This is a genomic window from Mesorhizobium sp. ESP-6-4 (assembly GCF_020164735.1).
GTDB lineage: Bacteria > Pseudomonadota > Alphaproteobacteria > Rhizobiales > Rhizobiaceae > Mesorhizobium.
The window spans coordinates 107,383-133,383 of the sequence record NZ_JAIUGS010000012.1; the positions used below are offsets into that span (position 1 = coordinate 107,383).

The 26,001-nt window shown below is 63.6% G+C and carries 19 protein-coding genes and 1 tRNA gene; 4 read left to right on the forward strand and 16 right to left on the reverse strand.

Annotation, left to right across the window (positions count from 1 at the left end; all coding sequences use genetic code 11):
* Positions 1-106 precede the first annotated feature (106 nt).
* Positions 107-183: transfer RNA gene (locus LB523_RS20750), tRNA-Pro, on the forward strand.
* 59 nt (positions 184-242) lie between these two features.
* On the opposite strand, the gene LB523_RS20755 is transcribed toward LB523_RS20750, so the two are convergent.
* Positions 243-608: a type II toxin-antitoxin system RelE/ParE family toxin gene (locus LB523_RS20755; RefSeq protein ID WP_224529993.1), complete on the reverse strand. Its 366-nt coding sequence runs from the start codon at positions 606-608 to the stop codon at positions 243-245.
* Positions 609-612: 4 nt separating this feature from the next.
* Positions 613-906 (reverse strand): type II toxin-antitoxin system ParD family antitoxin, encoded by a 294-nt coding sequence (locus LB523_RS20760; RefSeq protein ID WP_140845724.1) that lies wholly within the window; start codon positions 904-906, stop codon positions 613-615.
* A gap of 199 nt (positions 907-1,105) precedes the next feature.
* Between LB523_RS20760 and LB523_RS20765 the strand changes: the two genes are divergently transcribed.
* Positions 1,106-1,441, forward strand: a complete 336-nt coding sequence (locus LB523_RS20765) for a hypothetical protein (protein ID WP_224606495.1) — start codon at positions 1,106-1,108, stop codon at positions 1,439-1,441.
* 28 nt (positions 1,442-1,469) lie between these two features.
* On the opposite strand, the gene LB523_RS20770 is transcribed toward LB523_RS20765, so the two are convergent.
* The 4 genes from LB523_RS20770 to LB523_RS20785 form a co-directional block, all read right to left on the reverse strand.
* Positions 1,470-3,089: an ABC transporter ATP-binding protein gene (locus LB523_RS20770; RefSeq protein ID WP_140845722.1), complete on the reverse strand. Its 1,620-nt coding sequence runs from the start codon at positions 3,087-3,089 to the stop codon at positions 1,470-1,472.
* 1 nt (position 3,090) lies between these two features.
* Entirely contained in the window at positions 3,091-4,215 is a 1,125-nt protein-coding gene (locus tag LB523_RS20775; RefSeq protein ID WP_224606498.1) for an ABC transporter permease, read from the reverse strand.
* On the reverse strand, positions 4,208-5,131 hold the full coding sequence (locus tag LB523_RS20780) for an ABC transporter permease subunit (protein ID WP_095766839.1): 924 nt from the start codon (positions 5,129-5,131) through the stop codon (positions 4,208-4,210). The genes LB523_RS20775 and LB523_RS20780 overlap by 8 nt, the downstream gene beginning before the upstream one ends.
* Positions 5,132-5,307: 176 nt before the next feature.
* Positions 5,308-6,900 carry a peptide ABC transporter substrate-binding protein gene (locus LB523_RS20785; RefSeq protein WP_224606502.1) on the reverse strand — a complete coding sequence of 531 codons (1,593 nt, stop codon included), beginning with the start codon at positions 6,898-6,900 and terminating at the stop codon, positions 5,308-5,310.
* Positions 6,901-7,275: 375 nt separating this feature from the next.
* On the opposite strand from LB523_RS20785, the gene LB523_RS20790 reads away from it, so the two are divergent.
* Both LB523_RS20790 and LB523_RS20795 read left to right on the forward strand, forming a co-directional pair.
* Positions 7,276-7,641 (forward strand): TadE family protein, encoded by a 366-nt coding sequence (locus LB523_RS20790; protein ID WP_245340453.1) that lies wholly within the window; start codon positions 7,276-7,278, stop codon positions 7,639-7,641.
* A gap of 146 nt (positions 7,642-7,787) precedes the next feature.
* The gene (locus tag LB523_RS20795; RefSeq protein ID WP_224606505.1) at positions 7,788-9,518 is read left to right on the forward strand and encodes a TadG family pilus assembly protein; all 1,731 of its coding nucleotides are present in this window, start codon (positions 7,788-7,790) and stop codon (positions 9,516-9,518) included.
* A 7-nt stretch (positions 9,519-9,525) separates the two neighbouring features.
* Here LB523_RS20795 and LB523_RS20800 read toward each other — a convergent pair whose 3' ends face one another.
* The 10 genes from LB523_RS20800 to LB523_RS20845 form a co-directional block, all read right to left on the reverse strand.
* The gene (locus LB523_RS20800) at positions 9,526-11,181 is read right to left on the reverse strand and encodes an alpha-glucosidase family protein (protein WP_224606508.1); all 1,656 of its coding nucleotides are present in this window, start codon (positions 11,179-11,181) and stop codon (positions 9,526-9,528) included.
* Positions 11,181-13,178, reverse strand: coding sequence for a glycogen debranching protein GlgX (glgX, locus tag LB523_RS20805; protein WP_224606510.1), 1,998 nt, complete (start codon positions 13,176-13,178; stop codon positions 11,181-11,183). Before glgX ends, LB523_RS20800 begins: the two co-directional genes overlap by 1 nt.
* Before the next feature lie 196 nt (positions 13,179-13,374).
* Positions 13,375-15,003: an alpha-D-glucose phosphate-specific phosphoglucomutase gene (locus LB523_RS20810; protein ID WP_224606513.1), complete on the reverse strand. Its 1,629-nt coding sequence runs from the start codon at positions 15,001-15,003 to the stop codon at positions 13,375-13,377.
* Positions 15,004-15,006: 3 nt separating this feature from the next.
* Positions 15,007-16,452, reverse strand: coding sequence for a glycogen synthase GlgA (gene glgA / locus LB523_RS20815; RefSeq protein ID WP_224606516.1), 1,446 nt, complete (start codon positions 16,450-16,452; stop codon positions 15,007-15,009).
* Positions 16,453-16,604: 152 nt separating this feature from the next.
* Positions 16,605-17,873 carry a glucose-1-phosphate adenylyltransferase gene (glgC, locus tag LB523_RS20820; protein WP_140635175.1) on the reverse strand — a complete coding sequence of 423 codons (1,269 nt, stop codon included), beginning with the start codon at positions 17,871-17,873 and terminating at the stop codon, positions 16,605-16,607.
* A gap of 63 nt (positions 17,874-17,936) precedes the next feature.
* The gene (glgB, locus tag LB523_RS20825) at positions 17,937-20,150 is read right to left on the reverse strand and encodes a 1,4-alpha-glucan branching protein GlgB (RefSeq protein WP_224606525.1); all 2,214 of its coding nucleotides are present in this window, start codon (positions 20,148-20,150) and stop codon (positions 17,937-17,939) included.
* 154 nt (positions 20,151-20,304) lie between these two features.
* Entirely contained in the window at positions 20,305-22,767 is a 2,463-nt protein-coding gene (locus tag LB523_RS20830; RefSeq protein WP_224606518.1) for a glycogen/starch/alpha-glucan phosphorylase, read from the reverse strand.
* Positions 22,768-22,908: 141 nt separating this feature from the next.
* Positions 22,909-23,691, reverse strand: coding sequence for an ATP-binding cassette domain-containing protein (locus tag LB523_RS20835; RefSeq protein ID WP_176477005.1), 783 nt, complete (start codon positions 23,689-23,691; stop codon positions 22,909-22,911).
* Between the two features lie 2 nt (positions 23,692-23,693).
* Positions 23,694-24,755: an ABC transporter permease gene (locus LB523_RS20840; RefSeq protein WP_095766830.1), complete on the reverse strand. Its 1,062-nt coding sequence runs from the start codon at positions 24,753-24,755 to the stop codon at positions 23,694-23,696.
* Positions 24,756-24,917: 162 nt separating this feature from the next.
* Positions 24,918-25,904, reverse strand: coding sequence for a sugar ABC transporter substrate-binding protein (locus tag LB523_RS20845; RefSeq protein WP_411909284.1), 987 nt, complete (start codon positions 25,902-25,904; stop codon positions 24,918-24,920).
* Between the last annotated feature and the right edge of the window lie 97 nt (positions 25,905-26,001).

The following is a 26,001-nucleotide window of genomic DNA, read 5'->3' on the forward strand; positions in this document are numbered from 1 at the left end:
TATGCCATTGGGCCAAGCTTCGCGAAAGAAAGGAAATGCGACAGAAGGACTGCCATTGCCGCTTGCAGGATCAGAAAGCGGCAGCTATAAGCCCGCGGTCTGGTCACGGAGTGTAGCGCAGTCTGGTAGCGCACCTCGTTCGGGACGAGGGGGTCGCAGGTTCAAATCCTGCCACTCCGACCAGAAAAAACAAGCACTTGGCCTTTCCCGAAATCGCCATCCGTCTGAAATCCGGACTGCTGTCAATCGTCGCCGTAGCTCTCCGGCAGATGGCGCCGGAGTTCCATCGCGTCGTGGAGAACGCGGCCAATTCCGACGACCTCAAGCGTCATCCGGTAGAGCAGAAAATGGCGTGGTCGCAGAACAATGCCGTGTTCGGTCCGTGCTCGATCCCGACTATAGCGCAAGTGATAGCTGCGGATATTGTTTCCCAGGTCCGCGCGGGCGATGCTGCCCACCCGTTCGGGATCGGCAGCAATGTCGCGCAGCGCCGCAATCAGCAACCCTTCGTAACGGACACGCGCGATCTCGCCGAAATTGACCTCCGTGTAGGCGAGTATTTGAACGATGTCTTCCTTCGCGGCTGCTGAAAGCCGGTACAGGACCATGGCGTTACAAGCCTGGTTTTTTCGCGCGTAAGCTTGCCTGCCGCCCCAGGCCATTCATAAATTTTTCGAGACTGTCTCCAGCAATATCCTCGAAACGGCCTTGCTCGATGTCGTGGAAACCGATGCTGGCTGCCTCCCTGAGCGCAGCCAGCTTTGCCGACTCCCTCGCCTCGCGCTGCTCGATCAGCCGCAAGCCGTCACGCAATACCTCGCTGGCGTTCTGATAACGCCCGGTTTTCACCAGCCGATCGATCACCTCTTCGAGGTGTTCCGTCAGGACAACATTGCGGGTCGGCATCGCGGTATCAGCTCCAGTTCAACAGGCATGATATAGGGGGATGGCATATTATGCCAATACCGTCGCTCGAACGATGTCTGATCTTCGAAAACAGAATCGTGCGACAACGCTCGACAACGGTTTCTCACTTTGGCCTAATGGCAACCCGCCATGCTCCTGGATGCGCGGGACCGCAGGACGGCGAACCAGGGTTGAGAGTATGAAGTTCACGCCGACGGCCATTCTACCGACAATTGCGGTCCTCTTGTTCGCGGCGGGCTGCTCATCGACCACCGCGTCGATCAGCCCGGCGAACTACGACAAAATGAACTGCCCCGAGCTCAACAATGCGGTCGGCGACACCGCGACCGATATTTCACGCACCGCAATCGCTCGCGGCAAGGTCGCCAACACCAGCGTGCCGACATGGCTGCTCGGCGGCGAGCGCGTGAAGACGGCGATAGCCAATCGCGAAACCGCCCGGATCGAACGGCTGCAGCAACAGGAGCAGGTGATCGTCGCGACGCGAAACCAGAGGTGCCCGTCCTCGCCGTGAGGCGAGCTAGGTTAAGCTTGCCCCGGCTTCAAGCGCTCATGCGGAACCGTGCCGTATCGATCGCGGCGTTCATCAGCGTCTGGGTGTAGGCTTCGCGCGGATTGTCGAAGATTTCTTGCGTCGGCCCTTCCTCGACAATCTTTCCCTGCTTCATGACGATGATGTAGTCGGCCATGGCGCGGACCACCGCGAGGTCGTGGCTGATGAAGAGGTAGGACAGCTCATGGTCGGCCTGCAGCTTGCGCAAAAGCTCGACGATCTGCTTCTGCACGGAACGGTCGAGCGCCGAGGTCGGCTCGTCGAGCACCACCACTTTCGGCTTCAGGATCATGGCGCGGGCAATGGCGATGCGCTGGCGCTGGCCGCCGGAGAATTCGTGCGGGTAGCGGTTGCGTGCGTTGGGGTCGAGGCCGACCTCGCGCAATGCCTCGACGGCGCGCTGGTCGCGCTGCTTGCCGGTCAGCGAGGGCTCGTGCACCAAAAGGCCCTCGGTGATCACCTGGCCGACGGTCATGCGCGGCGACAGCGAGCCGAACGGATCCTGGAACACCAGCTGCAATTCGCGCCTGAGCGGCCGCATCGCCTGGCGGTCCGCGTCCGAAATGTCGCGGTCGCCAAAGCGGATCACGCCGTCGCTGGGCAAGAGCCTGAGCAGCGCGCGGCCCAGCGTCGACTTGCCTGAACCGGACTCGCCGACGATGCCGATCGTCTGGTTGCGCTTCAGCCGGATCGAGATCCTGTCCACCGCGCGCAGCATCAATGGCTCGCCGCCAAGAAAGCCGCCGCCGATCTTGAAGACGACTTCGACATTGCGGCCTTCGAGCAGCACCGGCGCACTGGCGGGCGGCGCCACCTTGGTGCCCGTCGGCTCGGCCGCGAGCAGCATCTTGGTGTAGGCATGCTGCGGATTGGCGAAGAGCGCTTCCGCATCGCCCTCCTCCACCACCTCGCCCAGGCGCATGACATAGACGCGGTCGGCGAAACGGCGCACGATGCCGAGGTCGTGGGTGATGAAGACGATGGCCATGCCGAGCTTGCGCTGCAGTTCGGCAAGCAGCATCAGAATCTGCGCCTGGATGGTGACGTCGAGAGCCGTCGTCGGTTCGTCGGCGATGAGGATGTCCGGATCGTTGGCCAAGGCCATGGCGATCATGACGCGCTGGCGCTGGCCGCCCGACATCTCGTGCGGATAGGATTTCATCCGCCGTTCGGGATCGGGAATGTGCACCAGCCTGAGCAATTTCAGCGCCTCTTCCCGCGCCGCGGCCGCGTTCAGCCCGCGGTGTCGGCTGATCGGTTCCATCAGCTGATTGCCGATGGTGTAGAGCGGATCGAGCGAGGTCATCGGCTCCTGGAAGATCATGCTGATCTTGCGGCCGCGCACCTGGTTCAGCTCGCTCTTTGACATCGTCAGGAGATTGCGACCGCGGTAGTCGACCTGGCCGGTCGCCTCGCCATTGGAGGAAAGCAGGCTCATCGCCGCCATCATCGTCTGGCTTTTGCCGGATCCGGATTCGCCGACGACGGCGACCGTCTCGCCGGCGTTGACCTTGATGTTGATGCCCTTCACGGCCTCGACCGTGCCGTCGAGAGTCTGGAAGCGGACGCGCAGGTCCTTGACGCTGAGGATCGTTTCGGAACCAGTCATCTCAGCGGTCCTTGGGATCGAGCGCGTCGCGCAGGCCGTCGCCGACGAAATTCAGGGCAAACAGCGTCGAGACGAGGAAGAAGGCCGGGAACAAAAGCAGCCAGTGGGCGTAGCCGATGTTCTTGGCGCCGACCGAGATCAGCACGCCCCAGCTGGTCATCGGCTCCTGCACGCCTAGACCGAGGAAGGACAGGAAGCTCTCCAGGATGATAACCTGCGGCACCAAGAGCGTCATGTAGATGACCACCGGGCCAAGCAGGTTGGGGATGACATGGCGCAACAGAATGCCGCGCTGGCCGACGCCCATGGCCTCCGCCGCCTGGACATATTCCTGCCTGCGGATCGACAAAGCCTGGCCGCGCACGATGCGCGCCATGTCGAGCCACAACACAGCGCCGACGGCCAGGAACATCAGCACGAAGTTGCGGCCGAAAAACACCACCAGCATGATGACGAAGAAGATGAAGGGCAGCGAATAGAGCACGTCGACAATGCGCATCATCACCTCATCGACCTTGCCGCCGGAGAAGCCCGCGGTCGCGCCGTAGATGACGCCGATGACGCCGGCGACGACGCCGGCGAGCAGGCCGATGGCCAAAGAGATGCGTCCGGCCATCAGCGTGCGCGAAAGCAGGTCGCGGCCGGTGTTGTCGGTGCCGAAGAAGAAATATTGCTGCTTCACGGCCGAGCTCATCGTCACCTCGAGGCCGTCGGGCGACTTGTTCTCGATCCTGGTGTCGTCGAAGGCGTCGGAGCGGTCGAGATAGCGGATGTTGCGGTCGTCGATCGGCTTGGTCGAGGTGACGGTGACGATGACGCGATTGCCGTCCTGGTGCCATTCCTTGATGTCGGCGCGCATGCGCTTGATGGCGTCGCCCAGCGCACCCTGGATCATGTCGGGTTTCGGATAGGCCGAAAAGCTCGGCGGCATGCGCACGTAGTCGCCATAGATGGTGGTGTATGCATGCGGCGCGACCCACGGACCGCAAATGCTGATGACGGCGATGAAGGCCAAGTAATAGAGGCTGAGCATCGCAGCGCGGTTGCGTTTGAGCCGCGCCCAGGCATTGCCCCAGAGCGAGCGGCCGACAATCGGCTCGGGCACGGCGACGGCGAGGTCAGTCATAGCGCACCCTCGGATCGACGACCGCATAGAGCAGGTCGACGATCAGGTTGAAGACGATGGTGAAGAGCGCGATCACCACCACGGTTCCCATGACAAGCGTGTAGTCCCGGTTGAGGGCGGCATCGACGAAGTAGCGGCCGACCCCGGGTATGGAGAAAATCGTCTCGACGATGATCGAGCCGGTCAACAGCGCCGCCGCCGCCGGGCCGGTGAAGGAGACGATCGGCAGCACGGCGCCGCGCAGCGCGTGCTTGACCACCACTGACCAGTCGGACAGGCCGAGCGCGCGGGCGGTGCGGATATGGTGCGAACGCAGGCTCTCGATCATGGAGCCGCGCATCAGTCGGGCGACGATTGCGATCTGCGGCAAGGCCAGCGTCAGCACCGGACCGACCTTGTTGATCAAGGCGCCGTCGCCCCAGCCGCCGATCGGCAACAGCTTCCAGGACAACCCGAAGACGAGCTGGATCACCGGCGCGGTGACGAAGGTGGGGATGGTGCTGCCGGCAGTGGCCAAGGCGATCACCGAATAATCGCCTATTTTGTTCTGGTTGAGCGCGGCGATGGTGCCGAGGATCGAGCCCAACAGCAGCGCCAGCACCAGCGCCGAGCTACCGATCTGTACCGAGATCGGCAGGCCCTTGGCGAAGAGTTCGGTGACGGTGAAATCCGGCAAATTGTAGCTCGGGCCGAAACTGCCGCGCAAAAGATTGCCGAGATAGTGGACGTATTGCAGCCAGAGCGGATCGTTGAGGCCGAACTGGGCTTCGAGATTGGCCCTGATCTCGGGGCTCAAGCCCCGCTCCTGGTTGAACGGGCCGCCTGGCGCGACGCGGATCAGGAAAAACGCCACCGTCACGATGACGAACAGCGTCGGGATGGCAGTCAACAGCCGCCGGAAGACATAACGCAGCATCGGCGCCCCGCTTCAGCCAGGGCGACAGGCTCTCCAGTCGAAGATCCGTGGCGCGCCGGCATCTCTGATCTTCGCACCGGGCAGCCCGAAAATCCAATCCGACTTTCGGCCCGGCACGACGACAGACCGCGACCGCCGCTCCCAAAAAGAGAGCGGCGGCACGGCCAAGGTTTTTTTCAGTCCTTGGAGATGAAGCGGGACGGATGAATGTCCATCACATTGTCGTCGAAGCCATGCAGCTTTGAGGAAACGATGTCGTGGTAGCTGTAGTAGAGAAGCGGGATCTCGCCGACGTCGTCGACGAGGATGCGCTCGGCTGCGGCGAGGTCCTTCATGCGCTCCTCGGGCTTGCCGCCTGCGGCAGCCGCCTTGTCCATGGCGGCTTCATAGGCAGGGCTGTTGTAGTTCGAGTAGTTGTTGCCGCTCGCCTTGCGCGAGATGCCGAGGAAGGTCTCGGGATCCTTGTAGTCGGCGATCCAGGCGGCACGGGCGACGTCGTAGTTGCCCTTCTGCTCGAGGAAGCTGTAGTGGGTCTTGGTGTCGGTGTTGAGCAGCGTCACCTCGACGCCGAGCGGCTTCAGCTGTTCCTGGATGGCCACCGCCGTGTTCTTATGGTTCTCCGAGGTGTTGTAGCGGATCTCCATCTTCAACGGATGCTCGGGTGTATAGCCTAGCTTTTCCAGGATCTTCTTGGCCGCATCCTCGCGGTCGATCTGCGGCATGTCGGCGTATTTGGCCAGTGCCGGCGTGTAGCCCTCGATGCCCGGGGGCACCATCGAATATCCGGGCAGCATCGAGTTCTGCCAGACCTTCTCGGCGAGGAAGTCGCGGTCGATCGCCATCGAGATGGCGTTGCGCAACTCGACATTGTCCCAAGGCGCCTTGTCGGTCTTGACCGCGTAATAATAAGTGCCGAGATACGGCCCGACACGGACCTGGTCGCCGAATTTGGTTTTGAGATCGGCGAGCTGCTCGGTCGGCAGGTCGCCATAGCTGTCGAGCTCGCCTGCCTCGAAACGCTTCATCGCCGACGAGCGATCCTCGGTCGGGATGTAATTGACCACGTCGAGCTTGACGCTCGCGGCGTCCCAGAACTTCGGGTTCTTGACCAATTTCATATGGTCGTTGGGAACCCACTCCGCCAGCGTATAGGCGCCATTGGAGACCAACTTGCCCGGCTTGATCCAGTCGGCGCCGAGCTTGTCCATGGAAGCCTTGTTGACCGGATAGGTCGCCTGGTGGGTCAGCATCTCCAGGAAGTAGGGCGTCGGAGCCTTCAGCGTGACTTCAAGCGTGTTGGCGTCGATCGCCTTCACGCCCATATCCTCGGCCTTGCCTTTCTTGGTGTTGAAGTCCTCGGCGCCCTTCACCGGATAGAGCATCGAGGCGTATTCTGCAGCGGTGGCCGGATCTTCCAGTCGATGGAACGAATAGACGAAGTCGTCCGCCGTCACCGGGTTGCCGTCCGACCAGAGGCCGTCCTTGCGCAGCTTGAAGGTGTAGACGGTGCCGTCATCCGACACCGTCCAGCTTTCGGCGGCGCCCGGAATGAGATTGGTCTTCTGGTCGTGCATGACGAGGCCCTGGAACAGGTCGCGTATGATATCGGCTTCGTAGACAGTCGACGTCTTGTGCGGATCGACCGTCTCCGCCTCGGCGGCGGCGCCGCGGTTGTAGACGGTTTCGGCGAAGGCAGGCGTGTAGAATGTGCCGGTGGCCAAGGCCAATGTGGTGGCGAACACCGTCGCCTTCAGCATGTCTTTCAGCATGAAGTTTCTCCCTGTCGGCGCAGCCCCTCAGCCGCGCCTTCTTAAGTTTTGACACCTCGGAACCGTTGAAACGGTCCCGTTTCAGGCGTGCCGCCGGTTCCTTCCGGCGGCTGGTGGCAGGAGACTAGACAGAGCGAAATCTTATTTCAACCATTGCCTGCTCGACGCAAAGTGAGAGCGATAACGCTAAAACAGCGAAACCTAAAGCTTAGAGCTTGCTTTCAACTTGGCACACCTGCCGGTTGTTCCTGCTGTTTTCTGTTTTTGCAGGCGGCCTTTGGCATTCTCCGCGCCATGCTGAAGAACCGAAAATTGCTTGTTCCGTGGTGTCGTTTCCGGGCTGACGCCACGGGCACGTCGGCAATCGAATTTGCCATGCTGGCGCCGGTCTTCATCCTGCTTCTGCTCGGCATGGTTGCATATGGGATTTATTTCGGCGCCAGCCATTCGGTGCAGCAGATCGCCGCCGACGCGGCGCGCACCGCGATTGCCGGCCTCAACCAGACCGAGCGGCAGGCGCTGGTTACCGATTTCATCACTCACGATGTCTCGGGCTATCCGTTCGTCGACGCCAACAAGCTGACCGTCAACGCGCAGGACAGCGCCGTCGACGGCAGCCAGTTCGTCGTCTCGGTCACCTACGATGCACGCAACCTGCCAATCTGGAACCTGTTCCGGACGCTGCCGCTGCCGGGCACGACGATCCAACGTCAATCGACGATCCGCGTCGGAGGCATATGATGCCCATCAAGGGGGGGCTGGAGCGGTTCATCGTTTCCCGAAAAGGCCAAACCGCTCCATCTGTTTTCGGTGACGCAATTCCGGACGGAAGGCTACGGCGAGGTCGCCGAACTCAACCGCTTCGCACTTTTCCTGGAATTGCTTTCATGGCGGCGACGCGACGGCTGCTCGCCGACCGGAGCGCGAATTTCGCCGTCATGACCGCGCTGTGCACGCCGGTAGCGCTGGCGCTGACCGCCTTTGCGATCGACGAAGGTTCCCTTTACAACGAGCGCCGCGCCGCGCAGTCGATCGTCGACCTTGCCGCAATCACCGCGGCCTCGAACATCACCAACGCCCAGCAGGCGGTGCTGACCGCGCTCAGCGACAACGGCATCACCTCGGTCGCCGTGCAGCAACAAGGCGCGACCGTGGCGCCGACCGCCAGCAAGGCCGTCGTCCAGGTCGTGCCGGGGCGCTACACGGGCGTCAGCACCATTGCTGCCGGCAGCCGGTTCGAGGCGGGCAAGCTGCCCTACAATGCGGTCCAGGTTACGCTCAAGAAGCAGGGTACGCTTTATTTCGCGGGCTCGATCATGGCGCCGCCTACTCTCGGCACGACCGCTATCGCCAGCGCGCAGCCGCAAGCGGCTTTTTCGGTCGGCTCGCGGCTCGCCAGTCTCAATGGCGGCATTCTCAACGCGCTTCTCGGCGGCCTTCTCGGCGGCAACATCTCGCTCAGCGTGATGGACTACAATTCACTGGTGTCGGCCGATGTCGACGTTCTTTCGTTCACCGATGCGCTGGCGACGCAACTGCATCTGACCGGCGTTTCCTATAACGACGTGCTCGCTTCCAAAGCAACGATCGGCCAGATCGCCACGGCAATGGCCAATGTGCCGGGGCTCGACCGCACAGCCAAACTCGCTCTGCAGAGCATGGCCTCCAGCGCCACCAATACGGTCAGGATTCCGCTCAGCACCCTCATCGATCTCGGCTCCGTTGGCGATCTCGGCATCGGGCAAAAGCCGGCCGGCCTTAACGTGACAGCCAGCGCGCTCAGCATGCTCACCGCGGCTGCCGCTCTGGCCAATGGCACGAATCAGGTCGCGGTCAATCTCGGCGCCACCATACCGGGCCTGGCATCGACGACGCTTGCGATCGCCATCGGCGAGCCGATGCAGAACTCGGCCTGGCTGGCAGTGGGAGAAGCCGGCACCGTGGTGCGCACGGCGCAGACCCGCATCAAGCTCAACGCCAGCGTGACACTCGGCAATTCCAATCTCGGCGGCGGCACCAGTCTTGTCGCCGTCCACCTGCCGCTCAACGTCGAAGTGGCCTATGCCGAAGCGAAGCTGACCGACATCACTTGCCCGACGGGTCCCTCCAGCATCAAGGTTTCGATCGCCGCGCAGCCGGGCGTGGTCTCAGCCCATCTCGCCAACAGCAATGCCAGCGGCTTCGCGGATTTCACCAAGCCGCAGTCCTTCTCCGACGCCGATATCGCGGACCTGAAGCTGTTGCTCGTCCCGCTGCTGCAGGTGACAGGCTCGTCGGCCTTCTCGGTCACCAACATGACGCCGACCAACCTGACCTACAACGCCACCGACATCGCCAACAAGGCGATCAAGACGGTGTCGACGAAGAACCTGACGCAGTCGCTGACGACATCGCTGGTCAACAACCTGTCGCTCTCGGTCAACGCGCTGGGGCTCGGCCTCGACGTGGCCGCCCTGCTCGGCACGGTGAAGCCGGCGGTGACGACACTGCTCAATGGCGTGACCGCGCCGGTCGACGACCTTCTCTACAATGTGCTTGGAGCTCTGGGCGTCCATGTCGGCGAGGCCGACGTGCGCGTGACCGGCGCGACCTGCGGGCGCTCGGTGCTGGTGCAGTAGTCCGCCGTCAGCCAATCTTGCCGACGAAACTGCCCAGAGGCGGCAGCGCCAGCACGCTGTCCTCGACCACACCGGTAAGAACGCCGGCGGCGTCAACGTCAAATGCCGTTATCTCGGCCTCGCCGATCTCAGTGGGCAGCGCCCAGCCTGTTGCCTCGGTCGAGAAATTGAAAACGCAAAGCAGCCTTTCGCCGTCGCGCTCACGGAGGAAAGCAAGCACATCGCCCTCGGCCTCGAGAAAGCGGATCGAGCCTTGGATCAGTGCCGGATGGCTCTTGCGCAAGGCAAGGATCGACCGATAGGCGGCAAGCACCGACCGCTCCTCGCCATTCTGGACATCGACCGCCCGGGCGCGATGCGCCTGCGGCACCGGCAGCCAGGGCTTGGCCGTGGAGAAGCCGGCATTGTCCGCCTCCGCCTGCCAGACCATCGGGGTGCGGCAGCCGTCCCTGCCCTTCACGCCCGGCCAGAAGCGGATGCCGACGGGATCGCGCAGATCCTCATAGGCTAGCTCCGCCTCTTCGAGGCCGAGTTCCTCGCCCTGATAGAGGCAGATCGAGCCGCGCAGGCAGGCAAGCAGCGCGATCGAGAACTTCGCCACCGCGTCCGGGTTCTCGCCTTGCCGCGTCCAGCGGCTGACATGGCGCACGACGTCATGGTTGGAAAAGGCCCAGCAGACCCAGCCGTCCGGGGCAGTCGTCTCGAACGCCTCCACGCAGCCGCGCACATGGGCGGCGGAAAATTGCGGACTGAGCAAGTCGAAGGTGTAGCACATCTGCAATTTGTCGCCGCCCGATACGTAGGCGGCGAGCGTCTGCAAGGAGCGCTCCTCGTCACCCACCTCGCCGACCGCGGCGCGGTCTGGATATTCGTCGAGCAGCGCCCGGAAACGTTTCAAGAAGTCGAGGTTTTCGGGCCGCGTCTTGTCGAAAAGATGCTCCTGGAAGGCGTAGGTGCTGGTGGCGCCATTGGTGCCGGCGACGCTCGCGGCCAAGGGCGGGTTGTCGCGCAGCCAGCGGTCGTGGACATAGTAGTTGACGGTGTCCAGCCGGAAGCCGTCGACGCCGCGCTCCAGCCAGAAGCGCACGGTGTCCAAAAGCGCGTCCTGAACGTCCGGATTGTGGAAGTTCAGATCCGGCTGAGCGGCGAGGAAATTGTGCATGTAGTATTGCCGGCGGGTGGCGTCCCATTCCCAGGCCGGCCCGCCGAACAGCGATTGCCAGTTGTTGGGCGCGCTGCCATCCGGCCTGGCGTCAGCCCAGACGTACCAGTCCGCCTTGGCATTGTCGCGGCTGGCGCGGCTCTCGACGAACCATTCATGCTTGTCGGAAGAATGCGAGATCACCTGGTCGATAATGAGTTTCAGGCCGAGCCGGTGAGCCTCGGCGACCAGCGCGTCGAAATCTTCCAATGTGCCGAACATCGGATCGACGTCGCGATAGTCGGATACATCGTAGCCCATGTCGGCCATCGGCGACTTGAAGAAGGGCGAGAGCCAGACGGCATCGACGCCGAACGACGCGACATGGGCGAGCCGCGCGGTGATGCCCTTGAGGTCGCCGCTGCCGTCGCCGGTCGTGTCCTGGAAGGAGCGCGGATAGACCTGATAGATGACGCAGCCGCGCCACCATTCGCTCCCTTGCCCGGAATTTTCGGCAGCCATCACAAGCCCTTCCCGTTGCGCGATTGAGCGGCACGCCGCTCGATCATGAAATTGACGCTGCGGCCGGGCAGCGGCCGCGTAAGATCGACCGGCTGCGCCTCGATCGCCGGGCCCCACTCGTAGCCGTCCCGGACCGGCAAGGTGAAGACGCATTGGCGGCGGTCGCCATTGACCATGACGGCAAGGCGACTGCCTCCGCTATCGCCGAGCATCATCACAAGGCGATGTCGATCGCGATCGTTCCACTCCGTCTCGCCGAGCGGCGCGCCCGTCTCCGTCAGCCACTCGACATCCGGAATGGCCGGAGCATCAGCCGGCTTTCCGGTCAGGAAATGCGTGTCCGACAGCGCGGGAAAGGCACGACGCATCGCAGAGAGCGATGAGGCATATCGCTCCAACGCCTGATCGCGGCCGGCCCAGTCGAGCCAGGTAATGGCATTGTCCTGCGCATAGGCGTTGTTGTTGCCTTTTTGCGTGCGGCCGAACTCGTCGCCGGCGGTCAGCATGATGGTGCCGCGCGAGGCGAAAAGTGTCGCCAGCAGCGCGCGCTGGTCCTCGAAGCGCGCCTTGGCAATCGCCGCGTCGTCCGTCTCGCCCTCGGCGCCGTTGTTCCATGACAAATTGTCGTTGTGGCCGTCGTGATTGTGCTCGCCGTTGGCGTCGTTGTGCTTGCGCTCATAGGCGACGATGTCGGCCAGCGTCATGCCGTCATGCGCGGCGATGAAATTGACCGCACGGCTCGCCGGTTGGCCTTCCCTGCCGAAGACATCGGAGGAACCTGCAAGCCTTGTGGCCAAGACGCCTACCGCGTCGGCATCGCCGCGCCAGAAGCGCCTGACATCATCGCGATAACGATCGTTCCATTCCAGATATGGCGGCCGGAAATTTCCGAGCTGGTAGCCGCTCGGACCGATGTCCCAAGGCTCGGCGATCAGCACGCGGTCGCAGAGCACGAGATCGCCGGCAATGGCCCGAAGCAGCGGCGCTTCCGGATCGAAGGCGCCGTCGACGCGGCCGAGCACCGGCGCCAGATCGAAGCGGAAGCCGTCGACGCCGGCGAAGCGGACGAAGTGGCGCAGCGTGTCGAGCACCATCTCGCGCACAACCGGATGGTCGCAGGCGACGGTGTTGCCGGTGCCGGTGTCGTTGACCAGCCTGCCGTCCGCCTGATGCCGGTAGTAGCCTATCGCATCCAGTCCGCGCAGCGACAAAGTCGGCCCGAGCCGGTCGCTTTCGCCGGTGTGGTTGAAGACGAGATCGAGGATGGTGCCGATGCCGGCCTGGCGCAGAGCGGCGACGGTGTCGCGCAGTTCCTTGAGACCGCCGGGCGCGAGGCGCGGATCGAGCGCCATGAAAGTGACGGGATTGTAGCCCCAGGCGTTGCTCAGCCCCAATGGCGGCAGATGCCGCTCGTCGATCGACGCGGTGACCGGCATCAATTCGACGGCCGACACATCGAGACGCTTCAGGTGCTCGATGATGGCCGGATGGGCGAGTGCCGCGATGGTGCCGCGCTGGGTTTCCGGCACGTCCGGATGCAGCTTGGTGAAGGAGCGGACATTGAGCTCGTAGATCAGCCCGCCTGACCGGAACAGCGGCGGCTGGGGCAGCACCGGTTTGGGCAGCGAACGCGCGATCGCCTTCGGCATCAGCGGAGCGGTGTCGGCGCCTTCGTTGCGTTTGGCGGCAAGCCGCCAATGATATTGGTATGGACGATCGACCTCGACGGCATAGGGGTCGGCGAGAAGCTTGTTCGGGTCGAACCACAGGCCGCGCTCCGGAGCATAGTCGCCGTCGGCGCGGAAGCCGTAACGCGCGCCGTCGCCAAGGCCGGAGACAAGGAGCGCGTGCACGCCGTCGCCTTCCGGGTTGAGCTCCAGCCGGTCGGTTTCAAGCGCGCCGGTGTCGTCGAAGATCGAGACCCAAAGACGTCTCGCGGATGACGACCAGGCGGCGAAGCGGATGCCTTCGGGGGTGATGGTGGCGCCGAGGGTCATGCGAGCGCCTCCCCTTCTCCCCTTGTGGGAGAAGGTGGATCGGCGCGCAGCGCCGAGACGGATGAGGGGTGTTGGAAGAAATGAGGCGCCGGCGATGCGAGCGCCGGTTTGCGCCAAGCTGGAGCACCCTTCATCCGTCGCCTTCGGCGACACCTTCTCCCACAAGGGGAGAAGGGGGAGTCGCGCCACGCCACCCTCAAGTAATCACGCTCGGCTTGTTGCGGCCAGTGTGGCTCTTGATGCCGGCGATGTCGTCGGCGGCGGCGATGAGATCGGCGAGCGCTTCCTGCGTGTCGAGGTCGTGCCTTGCCTTGTCCGGCTCGTAGCGCTCGATATAGAGGCGCAGCGTCGCCCCTGACGTGCCGGTGCCGGAGAGGCGCAGCACAACGCGCGAGCCGCCCTCGAACAGGATCCGGATGCCCTGGTGCTCGCTCACCGAGCCGTCGACCGGATCGCGATAGGCAAAATCGTCGGCCTTGGCGATCTTGAGGCCGCGCACGGTCGTGCCGGGCAGCGAGCCGAGCTTGGCGCGTAGCTCGTCGACCAGCGCGTTGGCGCGATCGCTCTCGACCTCCTCGTAGTCGTGGCGCGAATAGTAGTTGCGGCCGTAAGTCTCCCAATGCTTGGTGACGATGCCCTTGCAGCTCTCGCCGCGCGCAGCGAGGATGTTGAGCCACAGAAGCACGGCCCACAGCCCATCCTTCTCGCGCACATGGTTGGAGCCGGTGCCGGCGCTTTCCTCGCCGCAGATGGTCGCCATGCCGGCATCGAGCAGATTGCCGAAGAACTTCCAGCCGGTCGGCGTCTCATAGATGCCGATGCCGAGCTTTTCGGCGACGCGGTCGGCGGCGCCGCTGGTCGGCATCGAGCGGGCAATGCCTTTCAGACCGTCCTTGTAGCCCGGCGCCAGCTTGGCATTGGCGGCAAGCATCGCCACCGAATCCGACGGCGTGACGAAGATGCCTCTGCCGATGATCAGGTTGCGGTCACCGTCGCCGTCGGAAGCCGCGCCGAAATCCGGTGCGTCGGGCCCCATCATCTCGTCATAGAGGTGCTTTGCGTGCACCAGGTTCGGGTCCGGGTGGTGGCCGCCGAAATCGGGCAGCGGCTTGAAATTGCGGCAGGTGCCGTCCGGCGCGCCGAGCCGGCGTTCGAGGATCTCCTTGGCATAGGGGCCGGTTACCGCATGCATGGCGTCGAAGCGCATGCGGAAGCCCGACTTGAAGAGCTTCCTCAGCGCGTCGAAGTCGAACAGGCTTTCCATCAGTTCGGCATAGTCCTTGACCGGGTCGCAGATATCGACCGTCATGTCGCCGGCCTTGACGGTGCCGATGGTGTCGATGTCGATGGCGCCGATATCGGCGATCTTGAAGCTCTTGATCTCCTTCGACTTGGCAAAGATCGCGTCGGTGATCTTTTCCGGCGCCGGGCCGCCATTGCCGGCATTGTACTTGATGCCGAAATCCTCGTGCGGGCCGCCCGGATTGTGGCTGGCCGACAGGATGATGCCGCCGAAGGTCTTGTATTTGCGGATGATGTTGGAGGCGGCCGGCGTCGAGAGAATCCCGCCCTGCCCGACCATCACCTTGCCGAAGCCGTTGCCAGCGGCGATCGCGATCGCCTTCTGGATGACCTCGCGATTGTAGAAGCGGCCGTCGCCGCCGACCACCAGCGTCTTGCCCTGAAAACCGTCCAGCGCATCGAAGATCGACTGGATGAAGTTCTCGGCGTAGTGCTCTTGCTGGAACACCGGCACCTTTTTCCGCAGGCCGGAGGTGCCTGGCTTCTGGTCGGTATAGGGTTTGGTGGGGACGGTTTTGATCATGCCTCAGGCAGCCCTTTTTGAAAGCAGCAAGCGATAGAGTTCGACGTATTTTTCGGCGCTCTTGTCCCAGGAGACATCGGCCTTCATGCCCTGGCGCTGGATCGAGGCCCAGGTCGCGGGCCGCGCATGCTGCTCGACCAGCCGCTGGATGGCATGGAGCATCGCGGCACCATTGTTGGGCGCGAACTGGAAGCCGGTGGCGACGCCGGCCGACAAGGCGGCCTCGTTGGCGTCGATGATGGTGTCGGCCAGACCGCCTGTCCTGGCGACGACCGGCACGCAGCCATAGCGCAGGCCATAGAGCTGGGTGAGGCCGCAGGGCTCGAAGCGGGACGGAATGATGATGGCGTCGCAGCCGCCTTGCATGACGTGCGAAAGGTCTTCGTCGTAACCAACGACGACGCCGACGCGGCCGCGATGGCGGGCGGCGGCGGCAAGCAGCGTGCCTTCGAGGCCGGCGTCGCCGGAGCCGAGGATCGCCAGCCGCGCGCCGGCGGCGACGATGCCGTCGACGACCGCGGCCAGGATGTCCATGCCCTTCTGCCAGGTCAGCCGGCTGATGACGCAGACGATCGGGCTGCCATCCGCTTCCAGGCCGAAGCGCTCTTCGACCGCCTTGCGGTTCTTGCCGCGCGCCGCAAGCGTCTCGGCCGAATAATTGGCGACCAGATGTTTGTCGGTCTGCGGGTTCCAGATGTCGACGTCGATGCCGTTGACGATGCCATAGAGATCGGTGGAGCGCATGTTTATCAGCCCGTCGAGACCCATGCCGAATTCGGGCAAGCGGATTTCCTGCGCATAGGTCGGGCTGACCGTAGTGATGGCCCAGGCGGCTTGCAGGCCGGCCTTGAGAAAGCCGACGCCGCCATAATATTCGACGCCGTCGAGCTGCATCGCCACGTTCGGCAGGCCGAGCTCGCCGAAGATGCCGGCGCCGAACTGGCCCTGGAAGGCGAGGTTGTGCACGGTGATCAGCGACGGCACGCCGACCGCCTTGCCGTAGCGCATATAGGCAAGCGTCATCGCCGACTGCCAGTCATGGGCATGCACGATGTCGGGCTGGTAACCGGAGATCGCGCCGCCGGCAATGTCGCCGCCGGCCTGGCTGAGCGCGGCGAAGCGGCGCCAGTTGTCCGGCCAGTCGGCGCCCGAGGCGGTGCCGTAAGGGCCGCCCTGGCGATCGAAGAGATGCGGCGCGTCCAAAACGAAGAGATCGAGATCGCCGATCTTGACGGCATGGATCGAAGCCTTAGCACCCTGCAGCAGCGGATATTGGTAGACCGCCTTCTTCTTGGCGAAGGCCGCCATCACCACGGGGTAGCCGGGAACCAGCGTGCGCATTGCAACACCCTTGCCGGCCAGCGCGATCGGCAAGGCGCCGGCGACGTCGGCAAGGCCGCCGGTCTTGACCAGCGGGAAGATTTCGGGCGTGACCGACAGAACCTGCATGCGCTCCACATTCCGATCTCAAGATGACAGGTCAAAGTGACAACCTGTTGATCCAGTCGTCAGCCTGCTGATCGACCTCGTCAACCTGCTGATCAACCTTGTCAGGTTGACAGCCGATCAACCTCATCAGGCCGACAGCTTGCTGATCGACCCTACGGGGTCGACAGCTTGTTGATCATGTCCTGCGTGATCAGGCAGATGCCCTTCTCCGATACGCGAAAACGCTTGGCGTCGAGCGCCGGGTCCTCACCCACCACCAGTCCTTCCGGGATGTGGACGCCGTGATCGATGACGACGCGCTTGAGGCTCGCGTTGCGGCCGACCTGGACGTCGGGCAGCATCACCACTTCCTCGAGCTTGGAATAGGAATTGATGCGCGCGCCGGTGAAGATCAGGCTGCGGCGCAGCGAGGCGCCGGAGACGATGCAGTCGCCGGAGACAAGCGAGGAGATCGCCTCGCCGCGGCGGCCGTCCTCGTCATGCACGAACTTTGCCGGCGGCTTCAACTCGGCATAGGTCCAGATCGGCCAGTCGCGGTCGTAGAGGTCGAGCTCGGGCGTGATATCGGTGAGGTCGATATTGGCTTCCCAATAGGCGTCCACCGTTCCGACGTCGCGCCAATAGGGTTCGGCCTCGTGCGAGGAACGCACGCAGGATTTTGCGAAGCGGTGGGCGATAGCCTTGCCGTGCTGGACGATGTAAGGGATGATGTCCTTGCCGAAGTCCCGGCTGGAGCCGGGCTCGGCGGCGTCGCGGCGCAGCTGCTCCATCAGGAACTTGGTCTTGAAGACATAGATGCCCATCGACGCCAAAGCGAATTCCGGCTTGTCCGGAATGCCGGGCGGATCGGCCGGCTTTTCGACGAAAGCGATGATGTTGTCCTTCTTGTCGACATGCATGACGCCGAAGCCGGTCGCCTCCATGCGCGGCACTTCCAGGCAGCCGACGGTGACGTCGGCGCCCGCGTCGACATGCTGGCGCAGCATCAGTTCGTAATCCATCTTGTAGATGTGGTCGCCGGCGAGGATGACCATGTATTCGGGACCGTAGGCCTCGATGATGTCGATGTTCTGGTAGACGGCGTCGGCCGTGCCTTCATACCACTGCGTTTCCGAGACGCGCTGCGATGCAGGCAGGATGTCGAAGCTTTCGTTTCGCTCGGGCCGCAGGAAGTTCCAGCCGCGCTGCAGGTGGCGGATCAGCGAGTGCGCCTTGTACTGGGTGGCGACGCCGAGGCGGCGGATGCCGGAGTTGAGCGCATTGGAGAGGGCGAAATCGATGATGCGCGTCTTGCCGCCGAAATAGACCGCCGGCTTGGCGCGCCGGTCGGTCAGCTCCCTGAGGCGGCTGCCACGGCCGCCGGCCAGCACATAGGCCATGGCATCGCGTGCCAGCGGCTGGGTTCTTCTGATCTCTGCCATTCTGTTACCTTCCCAAACAAGCTGCCCGGACTGTTGCAAGAGCAGGATGAGACATCATCTGCTTCAATCCGTGACGAATTCCAGCATGATCGTCGACAGCGGCGGCAAAAGCATCGTCGCCGATACGCCGCCTCCTTCCCCGCTTGCCTCGACCATGCCGCTATTGCCCATGCCGGAGCCGCCATAGACCTCGGCGTCGGTATTGATGATTTCGCGCCATTTTCCCGCCTTCGGCAGCGGCACGCGATAGTTCTCGCGCGGCACCGGCGTGAAATTGGAGATGACGGCGATCGAATTGCCGTCCGGCGCGCTGCGCAGCCAAGCGAAGACCGAATTGTCGCGGTCGTCGACGATCAACCAGGAAAAACCCTCCGGCTCGCAGTCGCGCGCATGCAGCGCCGGGCGCGAACGGTAGAGATAGTTCAGGTCGCGCACCGTCTGCCAGACGCCGCGATGCGGCGCGAATTCGAGCAGGTCCCAGTCGAGCGCGCGTTCCTCGCTCCACTCGCGGCGCTGGGCGAATTCCTGGCCCATGAACAGGAGCTTCTTGCCGGGATAGCCCCACATGAAGGCGTAATAGGCGCGCAGCGTGGCGAACTTCTGCCAGTCGTCGCCTGCCATCTTGTGGAGCAGCGTGCCTTTGCCGTGCACGACCTCGTCATGCGAAAGCGGCAGCACGAAATTTTCCGAGAAGGCGTAGACCAGGCCGAAGGTGATGTCGTTGTGATGGTGCTTGCGGAAGATCGGCTCCTTGGAGAGATACTCCAGCGTGTCGTGCATGAAGCCCATGTTCCACTTGAAGCCGAAGCCGAGGCCGCCTTCATGCACGGGATGCGACACTTTCGGCCATGAGGTCGATTCCTCGGCGATCGTCATCACGCCGGGGTGGTGGCCGTAGACCTCCTTGTTCATCTTCTGCAGGAAGCTGACGGCCTGCAGGTTCTCGCGCCCGCCCTTCTCGTTGGGGATCCACTCGCCGGCCTTGCGCGAATAATCGAGGTAGAGCATCGAGGCGACCGCGTCGACGCGCAAGCCGTCGACATGGTATTTCTCGGCCCAGAACAGCGCGTTGTTGACGAGGAACGACACCACCTCGCGGCGGCCGAAATTGTAGATGGCCGTGTTCCAATCGGGATGGAAGCCCTGGCGCGGATCGGCATGCTCGTAGAGCGCCGTACCGTCGAATTTCACCAGCCCGTGCTCGTCGACCGGGAAATGCGCCGGCACCCAGTCGAGGATGACGCCGACGCCGGCGCGATGCGCGCCATCGACGAAACGGGCGAAGCCGTCGGGGTCGCCGAAGCGGGCTGTCGGCGCATAAAGCCCGGTGGTCTGGTAGCCCCAGGATGGGTCGTAGGGGTGCTCCGAGATCGGCAGGAACTCGATATGGGTGAAGCCGGTGTCGACCACGTAGGGGATCAGCCGCGCGGCGAGCTCATCCCAGGAGAGGAATGTGCCGTCGTCGCGGAGCTGCCAGGAGCCGGCATGGACCTCGTAGATCGAGATCGCCTCGCGCCGGGGATCGGCCTTGCGCCAATAGCCGCGATGCGCCTCGTCGCCCCATTGATGCGCCATGGGCGGCGCCGTCACCGAGGCGGTCGCCGGCCGCAGTTCCGATTCGAAGGCGAACGGATCGGCCTTGAGCGGCAGGCGCACCCCGTCGGGGCCGATGATCTCGAACTTATAGGGCCGGCCCGCGCCGAGATCGGGAATGAACAATTCCCAGATGCCGGTGTCCTTGCGGTCGCGCATCGTGTGGCGGCGGCCGTCCCATTCGTTGAAGGCGCCGACCACGGAGACGCGCCGTGCGTTGGGCGCCCAAACGGCGAAATGCACGCCGGTGGCGCCCTCGTGTTCGACGATGTGGGCGCCGAGCTTGTCGAACAGCCGTAAGTGCGAACCCTCGGCCATGTAATAGTCGTCCATCGGACCGAGCACCGGGCCGAAGGAATAGGGATCGGTCAGCCACCAATCGCCGCCGGCATTCCTGGCGTGATAGCGCAGCGGCTGGCGCTTGCGGATCGAGACCTTGCCCTCGAAGAAGCCGGCATCGTCGCTGCGGGAAAGCTCGCCGACCTCCTTGCCGGTCAGCGTGTAGGCGGTGACGAATTCGGCATTGGGCACGAAGCAGCGGGCAATGAAGCCCTTGCCGGCTTCATGCACGCCCAGGACCGCGAAAGGATCGCCGTGCGTTCCGGCGACAATCGCCGCGACATCGCCGGCTGGCGCCAGTCCGTCCGGCCCGCTTGTCGCAGCGGTCGCGCGCGGCTTCCTCATCAAACGGTCGCCCTCCCCGGGCACCTTGTTCTGGCGCATGCCTCGCTCCGGCATGCGCCGTTCTTTGTCTTGGTGCATGTCGTGGTCCCAAAACCGCTACGCACTTTTGGGCGACATGCATCTGGCCACATTCTTTGTGGCTCATGCAATCATATCAGACGGGCACGTTCCAGATGTCTTTCGCATATTGGCGGATTGTGCGATCGGACGAGAACCAGCCGACGCGGGCGACGTTGCGGATGGCGCGCGCGTACCAGTCGGGGCTGTTGCGCCACACGGCGTCGACCTCGCGCTGGCAGGCGGCGTAGGAATCGAAGTCGGCCGCCACCATGAACCAGTCGCTTTGGTAGAGCCCGTTCATCAGGTCGCGATAGCGGTCGGGATCGTCGGGTGAGAAGACGCCGGAGGAAATGGCCGATACCGCCTGCGACAGCTCGGACGAGGTCTCGATCACGCCGCGCGGATTGTAGCCATTGTTGCGCCGCTCGGCGACTTCGGCGGTGGTGAGGCCGAAGATGAAGATGTTGTCGTCGCCGACATGTTCCTTGATCTCAACATTGGCGCCGTCGAGCGTGCCGATGGTCAAGGCGCCGTTCAGCGCGAACTTCATGTTGCCGGTGCCCGAAGCTTCCATGCCGGCGGTCGAAATCTGCTCGGAGAGATCGGCGGCCGGCATCAGCACCTCGGCCAGGCTGACATTGTAGTTCGGCACGAACACCACCTTCAGCAGGCCGCGCACCGACGGATCGCCATTGATGACCTTTGCGACGTCGTTGGCCAGCTTGATGATCAGCTTGGCGTTGTGATAGCTGGGCGCCGCCTTGCCGCCGAAGATCTTGACGCGCGGCATCCAGTCCCGTTCCGGATGCGAGCGGATCTGATCGTACAGCGCGATCGCTTCCAGTATGTTGAGCAGCTGGCGCTTGTATTCGTGGATGCGCTTGACCTGGATGTCGAACAACGCCGACGGATCGATCCTGATGCCGAGCCGGTCGGCGACGAGATTGGCGAGCCGCGCCTTGTTCTGCCGCTTCACACCGGCGAATTTTTCACGGAAAGCCGCGTCATCGGCGAGCGGATCGAGATCCTTAATCGCCTCGATGTCGTCCATGAAGCGGTCGCCGATCGCCTCGCGGGCAAGCGAGGTCAGGCCGGGATTGCACTGGATCAGCCAGCGCCTGGGCGTGATGCCGTTGGTCTTGTTGTTGATGCGATCGGGATAGAGCTTGTGGAGATCGGCGAACACCGTCTCCTTCATCAGCTCGGTGTGCAGCGCCGAGACGCCGTTGATCGAATGCGAGCCGACAAAGGCCAGATTGCCCATGCGCACGCGGCGGTCGCCATTTTCCTGGATCAGCGAGATGCGGGCGATCTGATCACCCGAGAACTGGTTGGTGGCGCGGGCCTCGAGCAGCACCTGCGCATTAATGGCGTAGACGATCTGCATGTGGCGCGGCAGCAGACGCTCGAACAGCGGCACCGGCCAGCTTTCAAGCGCCTCGGGCAACAGCGTGTGGTTGGTGTAGCCGAAGGTGCGTTTGGTGATGTCCCAGGCCTGGTCGAAGTCCATGCCGTGGACGTCCATCAGGAGCCGCATCAGCTCCGGCACGGCGACCGCGGGATGGGTGTCGTTCAAGTGGATCGCCGCCTTGTCGGGCAGCGATTTCAGGTCGCCATACTGGCTCAAATGCCGCTGCACGATGTCCTGCAGCGAGGCGGTGGAGAAGAAATACTCCTGCCGCAGCCTGAGCTCCTGGCCGGCCATGTGGGAATCGGCAGGATAAAGCACGCGCGACAGCGCGTCGGCCTTGTTGCTCTCGGCCAGCGCGCCGATGTGGTCGCCCGCATTGAACTTGTCGAGCAGGATCGGGTCGATCGGCATGCCGGACCAGAGTCTCAGCGTGTTGACGCGCCTGGCGCGCCAGCCGGCCACCGGCGTGTCATAGGCGACGGCCAACACGTGCTCGGTCGGCTTCCAGACGTGGCGTTCGAGCCGGCCATCCTTCGAGGTGATCGATTCCACCGAGCCGCCGAAGCCGACCTCGAAGGAACGCTCGCGCCGTTCGAACTCCCAGGGATTGCCGTGATCGAGCCAGGTCTCCGGCAGCTCGACCTGCCAGCCGCCGTGGATTTCCTGGCGGAACATGCCGTTGGCGTAGCGGATGCCGTAGCCATGGGCGGGGATGTCGACGGTCGCCATGCTTTCCATGAAGCAGGCGGCGAGACGGCCGAGGCCGCCATTGCCGAGTGCAGCGTCCGGCTCGAGCCCCGCGATCAGGTCGAGGTCGACGCCGAGCGAGGACAGCGCCTCGCGCATGTTCTCCATCAGGCCGAGATTGGAGAAGGCGTCGCGCATCAGGCGCCCGATCAGGAATTCGAGCGAAAGGTAATAGACGCGCTTTTCCTGCTGGTCGTAAGCCTCCCTGGTCGCCTGCATCCATTGGTCGACGATGCGGTCGCGCACCACCTTGATCGAAGCGGTCAGCCAGTCATAGGGCGTGGCGACGGTTGTGTCCTTGCCGACCCGGTATTTGAGCGACATCAAGACTTCTTCGGCGAGCGTCTTGGGGTCGGGATTGTCGAGAACAGGGACTTCGATCGTCATGGCGGATGTCATGCTGCCTCTCGTTCAACTGGCCTGATCATAGCGGCTTTCACCGTTCCTCCCAGCCCATCTTAGTGCGTTGCAGCATAGGTTCAATCGATTTACTCAACCGACCCATCAGCCCGCCTGCGGCAACAGGGACATGTCGTGGGATCAAGCCGCCAGCGCGTCCTCCGGCGGCTTCTTGGCGCCGGTCATCAGCGCCACCGCATCCGACATGGAAATCTGCTTAGGATCGACGACGCAGAGACGCCTTCCAAGCCGGTGGATGTGGATGCGGTCCGCCACCTCGAAGACATGCGGCATGTTGTGCGAGATCAAAACGATCGGCAGGCCGCGCTTCTTGACGTCCAGGATCAGCTCAAGCACGCGGCGGCTTTCCTTCACGCCAAGGGCGGCCGTCGGCTCGTCCATGATCACCACTTTCGAGCCGAAGGCGGCAGCACGCGCCACCGCCACGCCCTGGCGCTGGCCGCCCGAAAGCGTCTCCACCGCCTGGCTGATGTTCTGGATGGTCATCAGGCCGAGCTCCGTGAGCTTGTCGCGAGCACGCTTCTCCATCGCCGGACGGTCGAGCATGCGCAGCCAACTGCCAAGCGGACCTGGCTTGCGGATCTCGCGGCCGAGAAACATGTTGTCGGCGATCGACAGCGCCGGCGACAGGGCGAGGTTCTGGTAGACGGTTTCGATGCCGGCTTCCCGGGCCTCCATCGGCGACTTGAAGGCAACTGGCTTGCCCTCAAGCCGGATTTCGCCTTCGTCGGGCACCGCCGCGCCGGAGATCGCCTTGATCAGCGATGATTTGCCCGCGCCGTTGTCGCCGATGACTGCGAGGATTTCGCCCGGATAGAGGTCGAAATCGGCATTGTCGAGGGCGGTAACGCGGCCATAGCGCTTGATCAGGCCGCGCGCTGTGAGAATGGGCTCCTGGGTCATGACTATGCCGAAACCTTTCTGATCCATTGATCGATCGCCACGGCGCCGATGATCAGCACGCCGGTGAGCAGCACCTTCCATTGCGGATCGGCGCCCAGCATGTTGAGGCCCATCGAGACGACGCCGACGATCATGGCGCCGAACAGCGTGCCGAGGATCGAGCCGCGCCCGCCGAACAGCGAGATGCCGCCGATCACCGTCGCGGTGATGGCCTGCAGATTGTAGTCGGTGACAGCGGCCGACGGCGAGACCGAGCCGTTGCGGCCGATCGAGACCCAAGCCGCGAAAGCGGCGATCAGCCCGGCAAGGGCATAGACCATCATCAGCACTTTCTTGGTCTGAATGCCCGACAGTTTCGCAGCTTCCTGATCGTCGCCGACGGCGTAGACATGGCGGCCCCATGCGGTGTGGTTGAGGACATACCACAGCAGGATCACCAGCAGGACCATGGCAATGACGCCAAGCGTCAGCACGGCAGAGCCGACCCTGAAGCTCACCGCGAACAGATGCAGCAGCGGCGCCTGGACGTCGACGTCGGTGTCGCGGATCGTCTCATTGGCCGAATAGATGAAATTCGTGGCCATGACGATGTTCCAGGTGCCGAGCGTGACGATGAAGGGCGGCAGCTTCATGTAGGCGACCAGGAGGCCATTGAGCAGTCCGCAGGCGCCGCCGGCGGCAAGCCCAATCGCCACGGCGAGTATGGCCGGCATGCCATAGGTCACCGCGCAATTGCCCATGATCACCGCCGAAATCACCATGATGACGCCGATCGAGAGATCGATGCCAGCGGTCAGAATAACCAATGTCTGCGCGGCACCGAGAATGCCGACGATGGCGATCTGCTGCAGGATCAGCGTCAGCGTGTAGGACGAAAAGAAACGTCCGCCGATGGCGATGCCGAAGATGATGACCGACAGAACCAGCACGATCAGCGGCACCGCCGCCGGCGTGGAATGCAGGAAGTGCTGGGCGCGCTTGACGGCCGATTTGTGCTCGTCGAAGGCGGCGACGCTGGTGTCGCTTCCCGTAAGTACTTTCTCGAATTCCTGTATCTGAGACATATGTCCTCCCGTCTGCATACGGCCTCTCATTGCCGCACACGCCGTCGACGCCTATTCCGGTCTTGTCGCCAGGATTGTCGCGCTTTGACGAAAGCGCATCGTCCACCCGATGCGGCCGGGGATCAAGCCCCCAGCCGCACGGTTCGTGGACCTCTCAGAGCATCAGCCCCAGCACTTGGCCAGGCCTTCCTTGGTGTCGATCGACTTGACGCCATTGGCCGGCTTGTCGGTGACAAGGTTGACGCCGGTGTCGAAGAAGTTCTTGCCTTCGGTCGGCTTGGGCTTGGTGCCGTCCTTGGCGAAGGCGGCGATCGCCTCGATGCCGAGCGCCGCCATCTGCAGCGGATATTGCTGCGAGGTGGCGCCGATGACGCCTTCGGTGACCGACTTCACGCCCGGGCAGCCACCGTCGACCGAGACGATCAGCACCTGCTTCTCGAGGCCGACGGCCTTGAGCGCCTGATAGGCGCCGACAGCGGCCGGCTCGTTGATGGTGTGGATGACGTTGATGGTGTTGTCCTTCTGCAGAAGGTTCTCCATCGCCTTGCGGCCGCCCTCTTCGTTGCCGTTCGTCACGTCATGGCCGACGATGCGCGGATCGGTTTCGTCTCCGATCTTGTTGGGGTCCTTCACGTCGATGCCGTAGCCCATCATGAAGCCCTGGTCGCGCAGGACGTCGACGGTCGGCTGCGAGGGGGTCAGGTCGAGGAAGCCGATCTTGGCGTCCTTGGCCTTGTCGCCAAGCGTAGCGGCGGCCCAGGCGCCGATCAGCTTGCCGGCTTCGAGATTGTCCGTTGCGAAAGTGGCGTCGGCGGCGTCGATCGGATCGAGCGGCGTGTCGAGAGCGATCACCAGCAGGCCGGCGTCACGCGCCTTTTTCACCGTCGGCACGATGCCCTTGGTATCGGAAGCCGTGATCAGGATACCCTTGGCGCCGTCGGCGATGCAGCTTTCGATCGCCGCGACCTGGCTCTCGCTGTCGCCGTCGATCTTGCCGGCATAGGTCTTGAGGTCAACGCCGAGTTCCTTGGCCTTGGCGGTCGCACCCTCCTTCATCTTGACGAAGAAGGGATTGGTGTCGGTCTTGGTGATGAGGCAGGCGCCGACGCCCGCGGCCGACGCGGACGAGGCGAACGCGAGCAGGCCCAGCCCGGCCGCCGCGAATACGGTGGATTTCAGCAGCGATTTCTTGGTCACGATTTCCTCCCAGTGGAACCATTCCGGACGCCGGCCAACCCGGCGCCTC

Excerpts from the sequence above, each read along its gene's own strand:
- LB523_RS20755 (WP_224529993.1), bottom strand. The coding sequence starts at position 608 with ATGGTCCTGTACCGGCTTTCAGCAGCCGCGAAGGAAGACATCGTTCAA.
- LB523_RS20760 (WP_140845724.1), bottom strand. The coding sequence starts at position 906 with ATGCCGACCCGCAATGTTGTCCTGACGGAACACCTCGAAGAGGTGATC.
- LB523_RS20765 (WP_224606495.1), top strand. The coding sequence starts at position 1,106 with ATGAAGTTCACGCCGACGGCCATTCTACCGACAATTGCGGTCCTCTTG.
- LB523_RS20770 (WP_140845722.1), bottom strand. The coding sequence starts at position 3,089 with ATGACTGGTTCCGAAACGATCCTCAGCGTCAAGGACCTGCGCGTCCGC.
- LB523_RS20775 (WP_224606498.1), bottom strand. The coding sequence starts at position 4,215 with ATGACTGACCTCGCCGTCGCCGTGCCCGAGCCGATTGTCGGCCGCTCG.
- LB523_RS20780 (WP_095766839.1), bottom strand. The coding sequence starts at position 5,131 with ATGCTGCGTTATGTCTTCCGGCGGCTGTTGACTGCCATCCCGACGCTG.
- LB523_RS20785 (WP_224606502.1), bottom strand. The coding sequence starts at position 6,900 with ATGCTGAAAGACATGCTGAAGGCGACGGTGTTCGCCACCACATTGGCC.
- LB523_RS20790 (WP_245340453.1), top strand. The coding sequence starts at position 7,276 with ATGCTGGCGCCGGTCTTCATCCTGCTTCTGCTCGGCATGGTTGCATAT.
- LB523_RS20795 (WP_224606505.1), top strand. The coding sequence starts at position 7,788 with ATGGCGGCGACGCGACGGCTGCTCGCCGACCGGAGCGCGAATTTCGCC.
- LB523_RS20800 (WP_224606508.1), bottom strand. The coding sequence starts at position 11,181 with ATGGCTGCCGAAAATTCCGGGCAAGGGAGCGAATGGTGGCGCGGCTGC.
- glgX (WP_224606510.1), bottom strand. The coding sequence starts at position 13,178 with ATGACCCTCGGCGCCACCATCACCCCCGAAGGCATCCGCTTCGCCGCC.
- LB523_RS20810 (WP_224606513.1), bottom strand. The coding sequence starts at position 15,003 with ATGATCAAAACCGTCCCCACCAAACCCTATACCGACCAGAAGCCAGGC.
- glgA (WP_224606516.1), bottom strand. The coding sequence starts at position 16,452 with ATGCAGGTTCTGTCGGTCACGCCCGAAATCTTCCCGCTGGTCAAGACC.
- glgC (WP_140635175.1), bottom strand. The coding sequence starts at position 17,873 with ATGGCAGAGATCAGAAGAACCCAGCCGCTGGCACGCGATGCCATGGCC.
- glgB (WP_224606525.1), bottom strand. The coding sequence starts at position 20,150 with ATGAGGAAGCCGCGCGCGACCGCTGCGACAAGCGGGCCGGACGGACTG.
- LB523_RS20830 (WP_224606518.1), bottom strand. The coding sequence starts at position 22,767 with ATGACATCCGCCATGACGATCGAAGTCCCTGTTCTCGACAATCCCGAC.
- LB523_RS20835 (WP_176477005.1), bottom strand. The coding sequence starts at position 23,691 with ATGACCCAGGAGCCCATTCTCACAGCGCGCGGCCTGATCAAGCGCTAT.
- LB523_RS20840 (WP_095766830.1), bottom strand. The coding sequence starts at position 24,755 with ATGTCTCAGATACAGGAATTCGAGAAAGTACTTACGGGAAGCGACACC.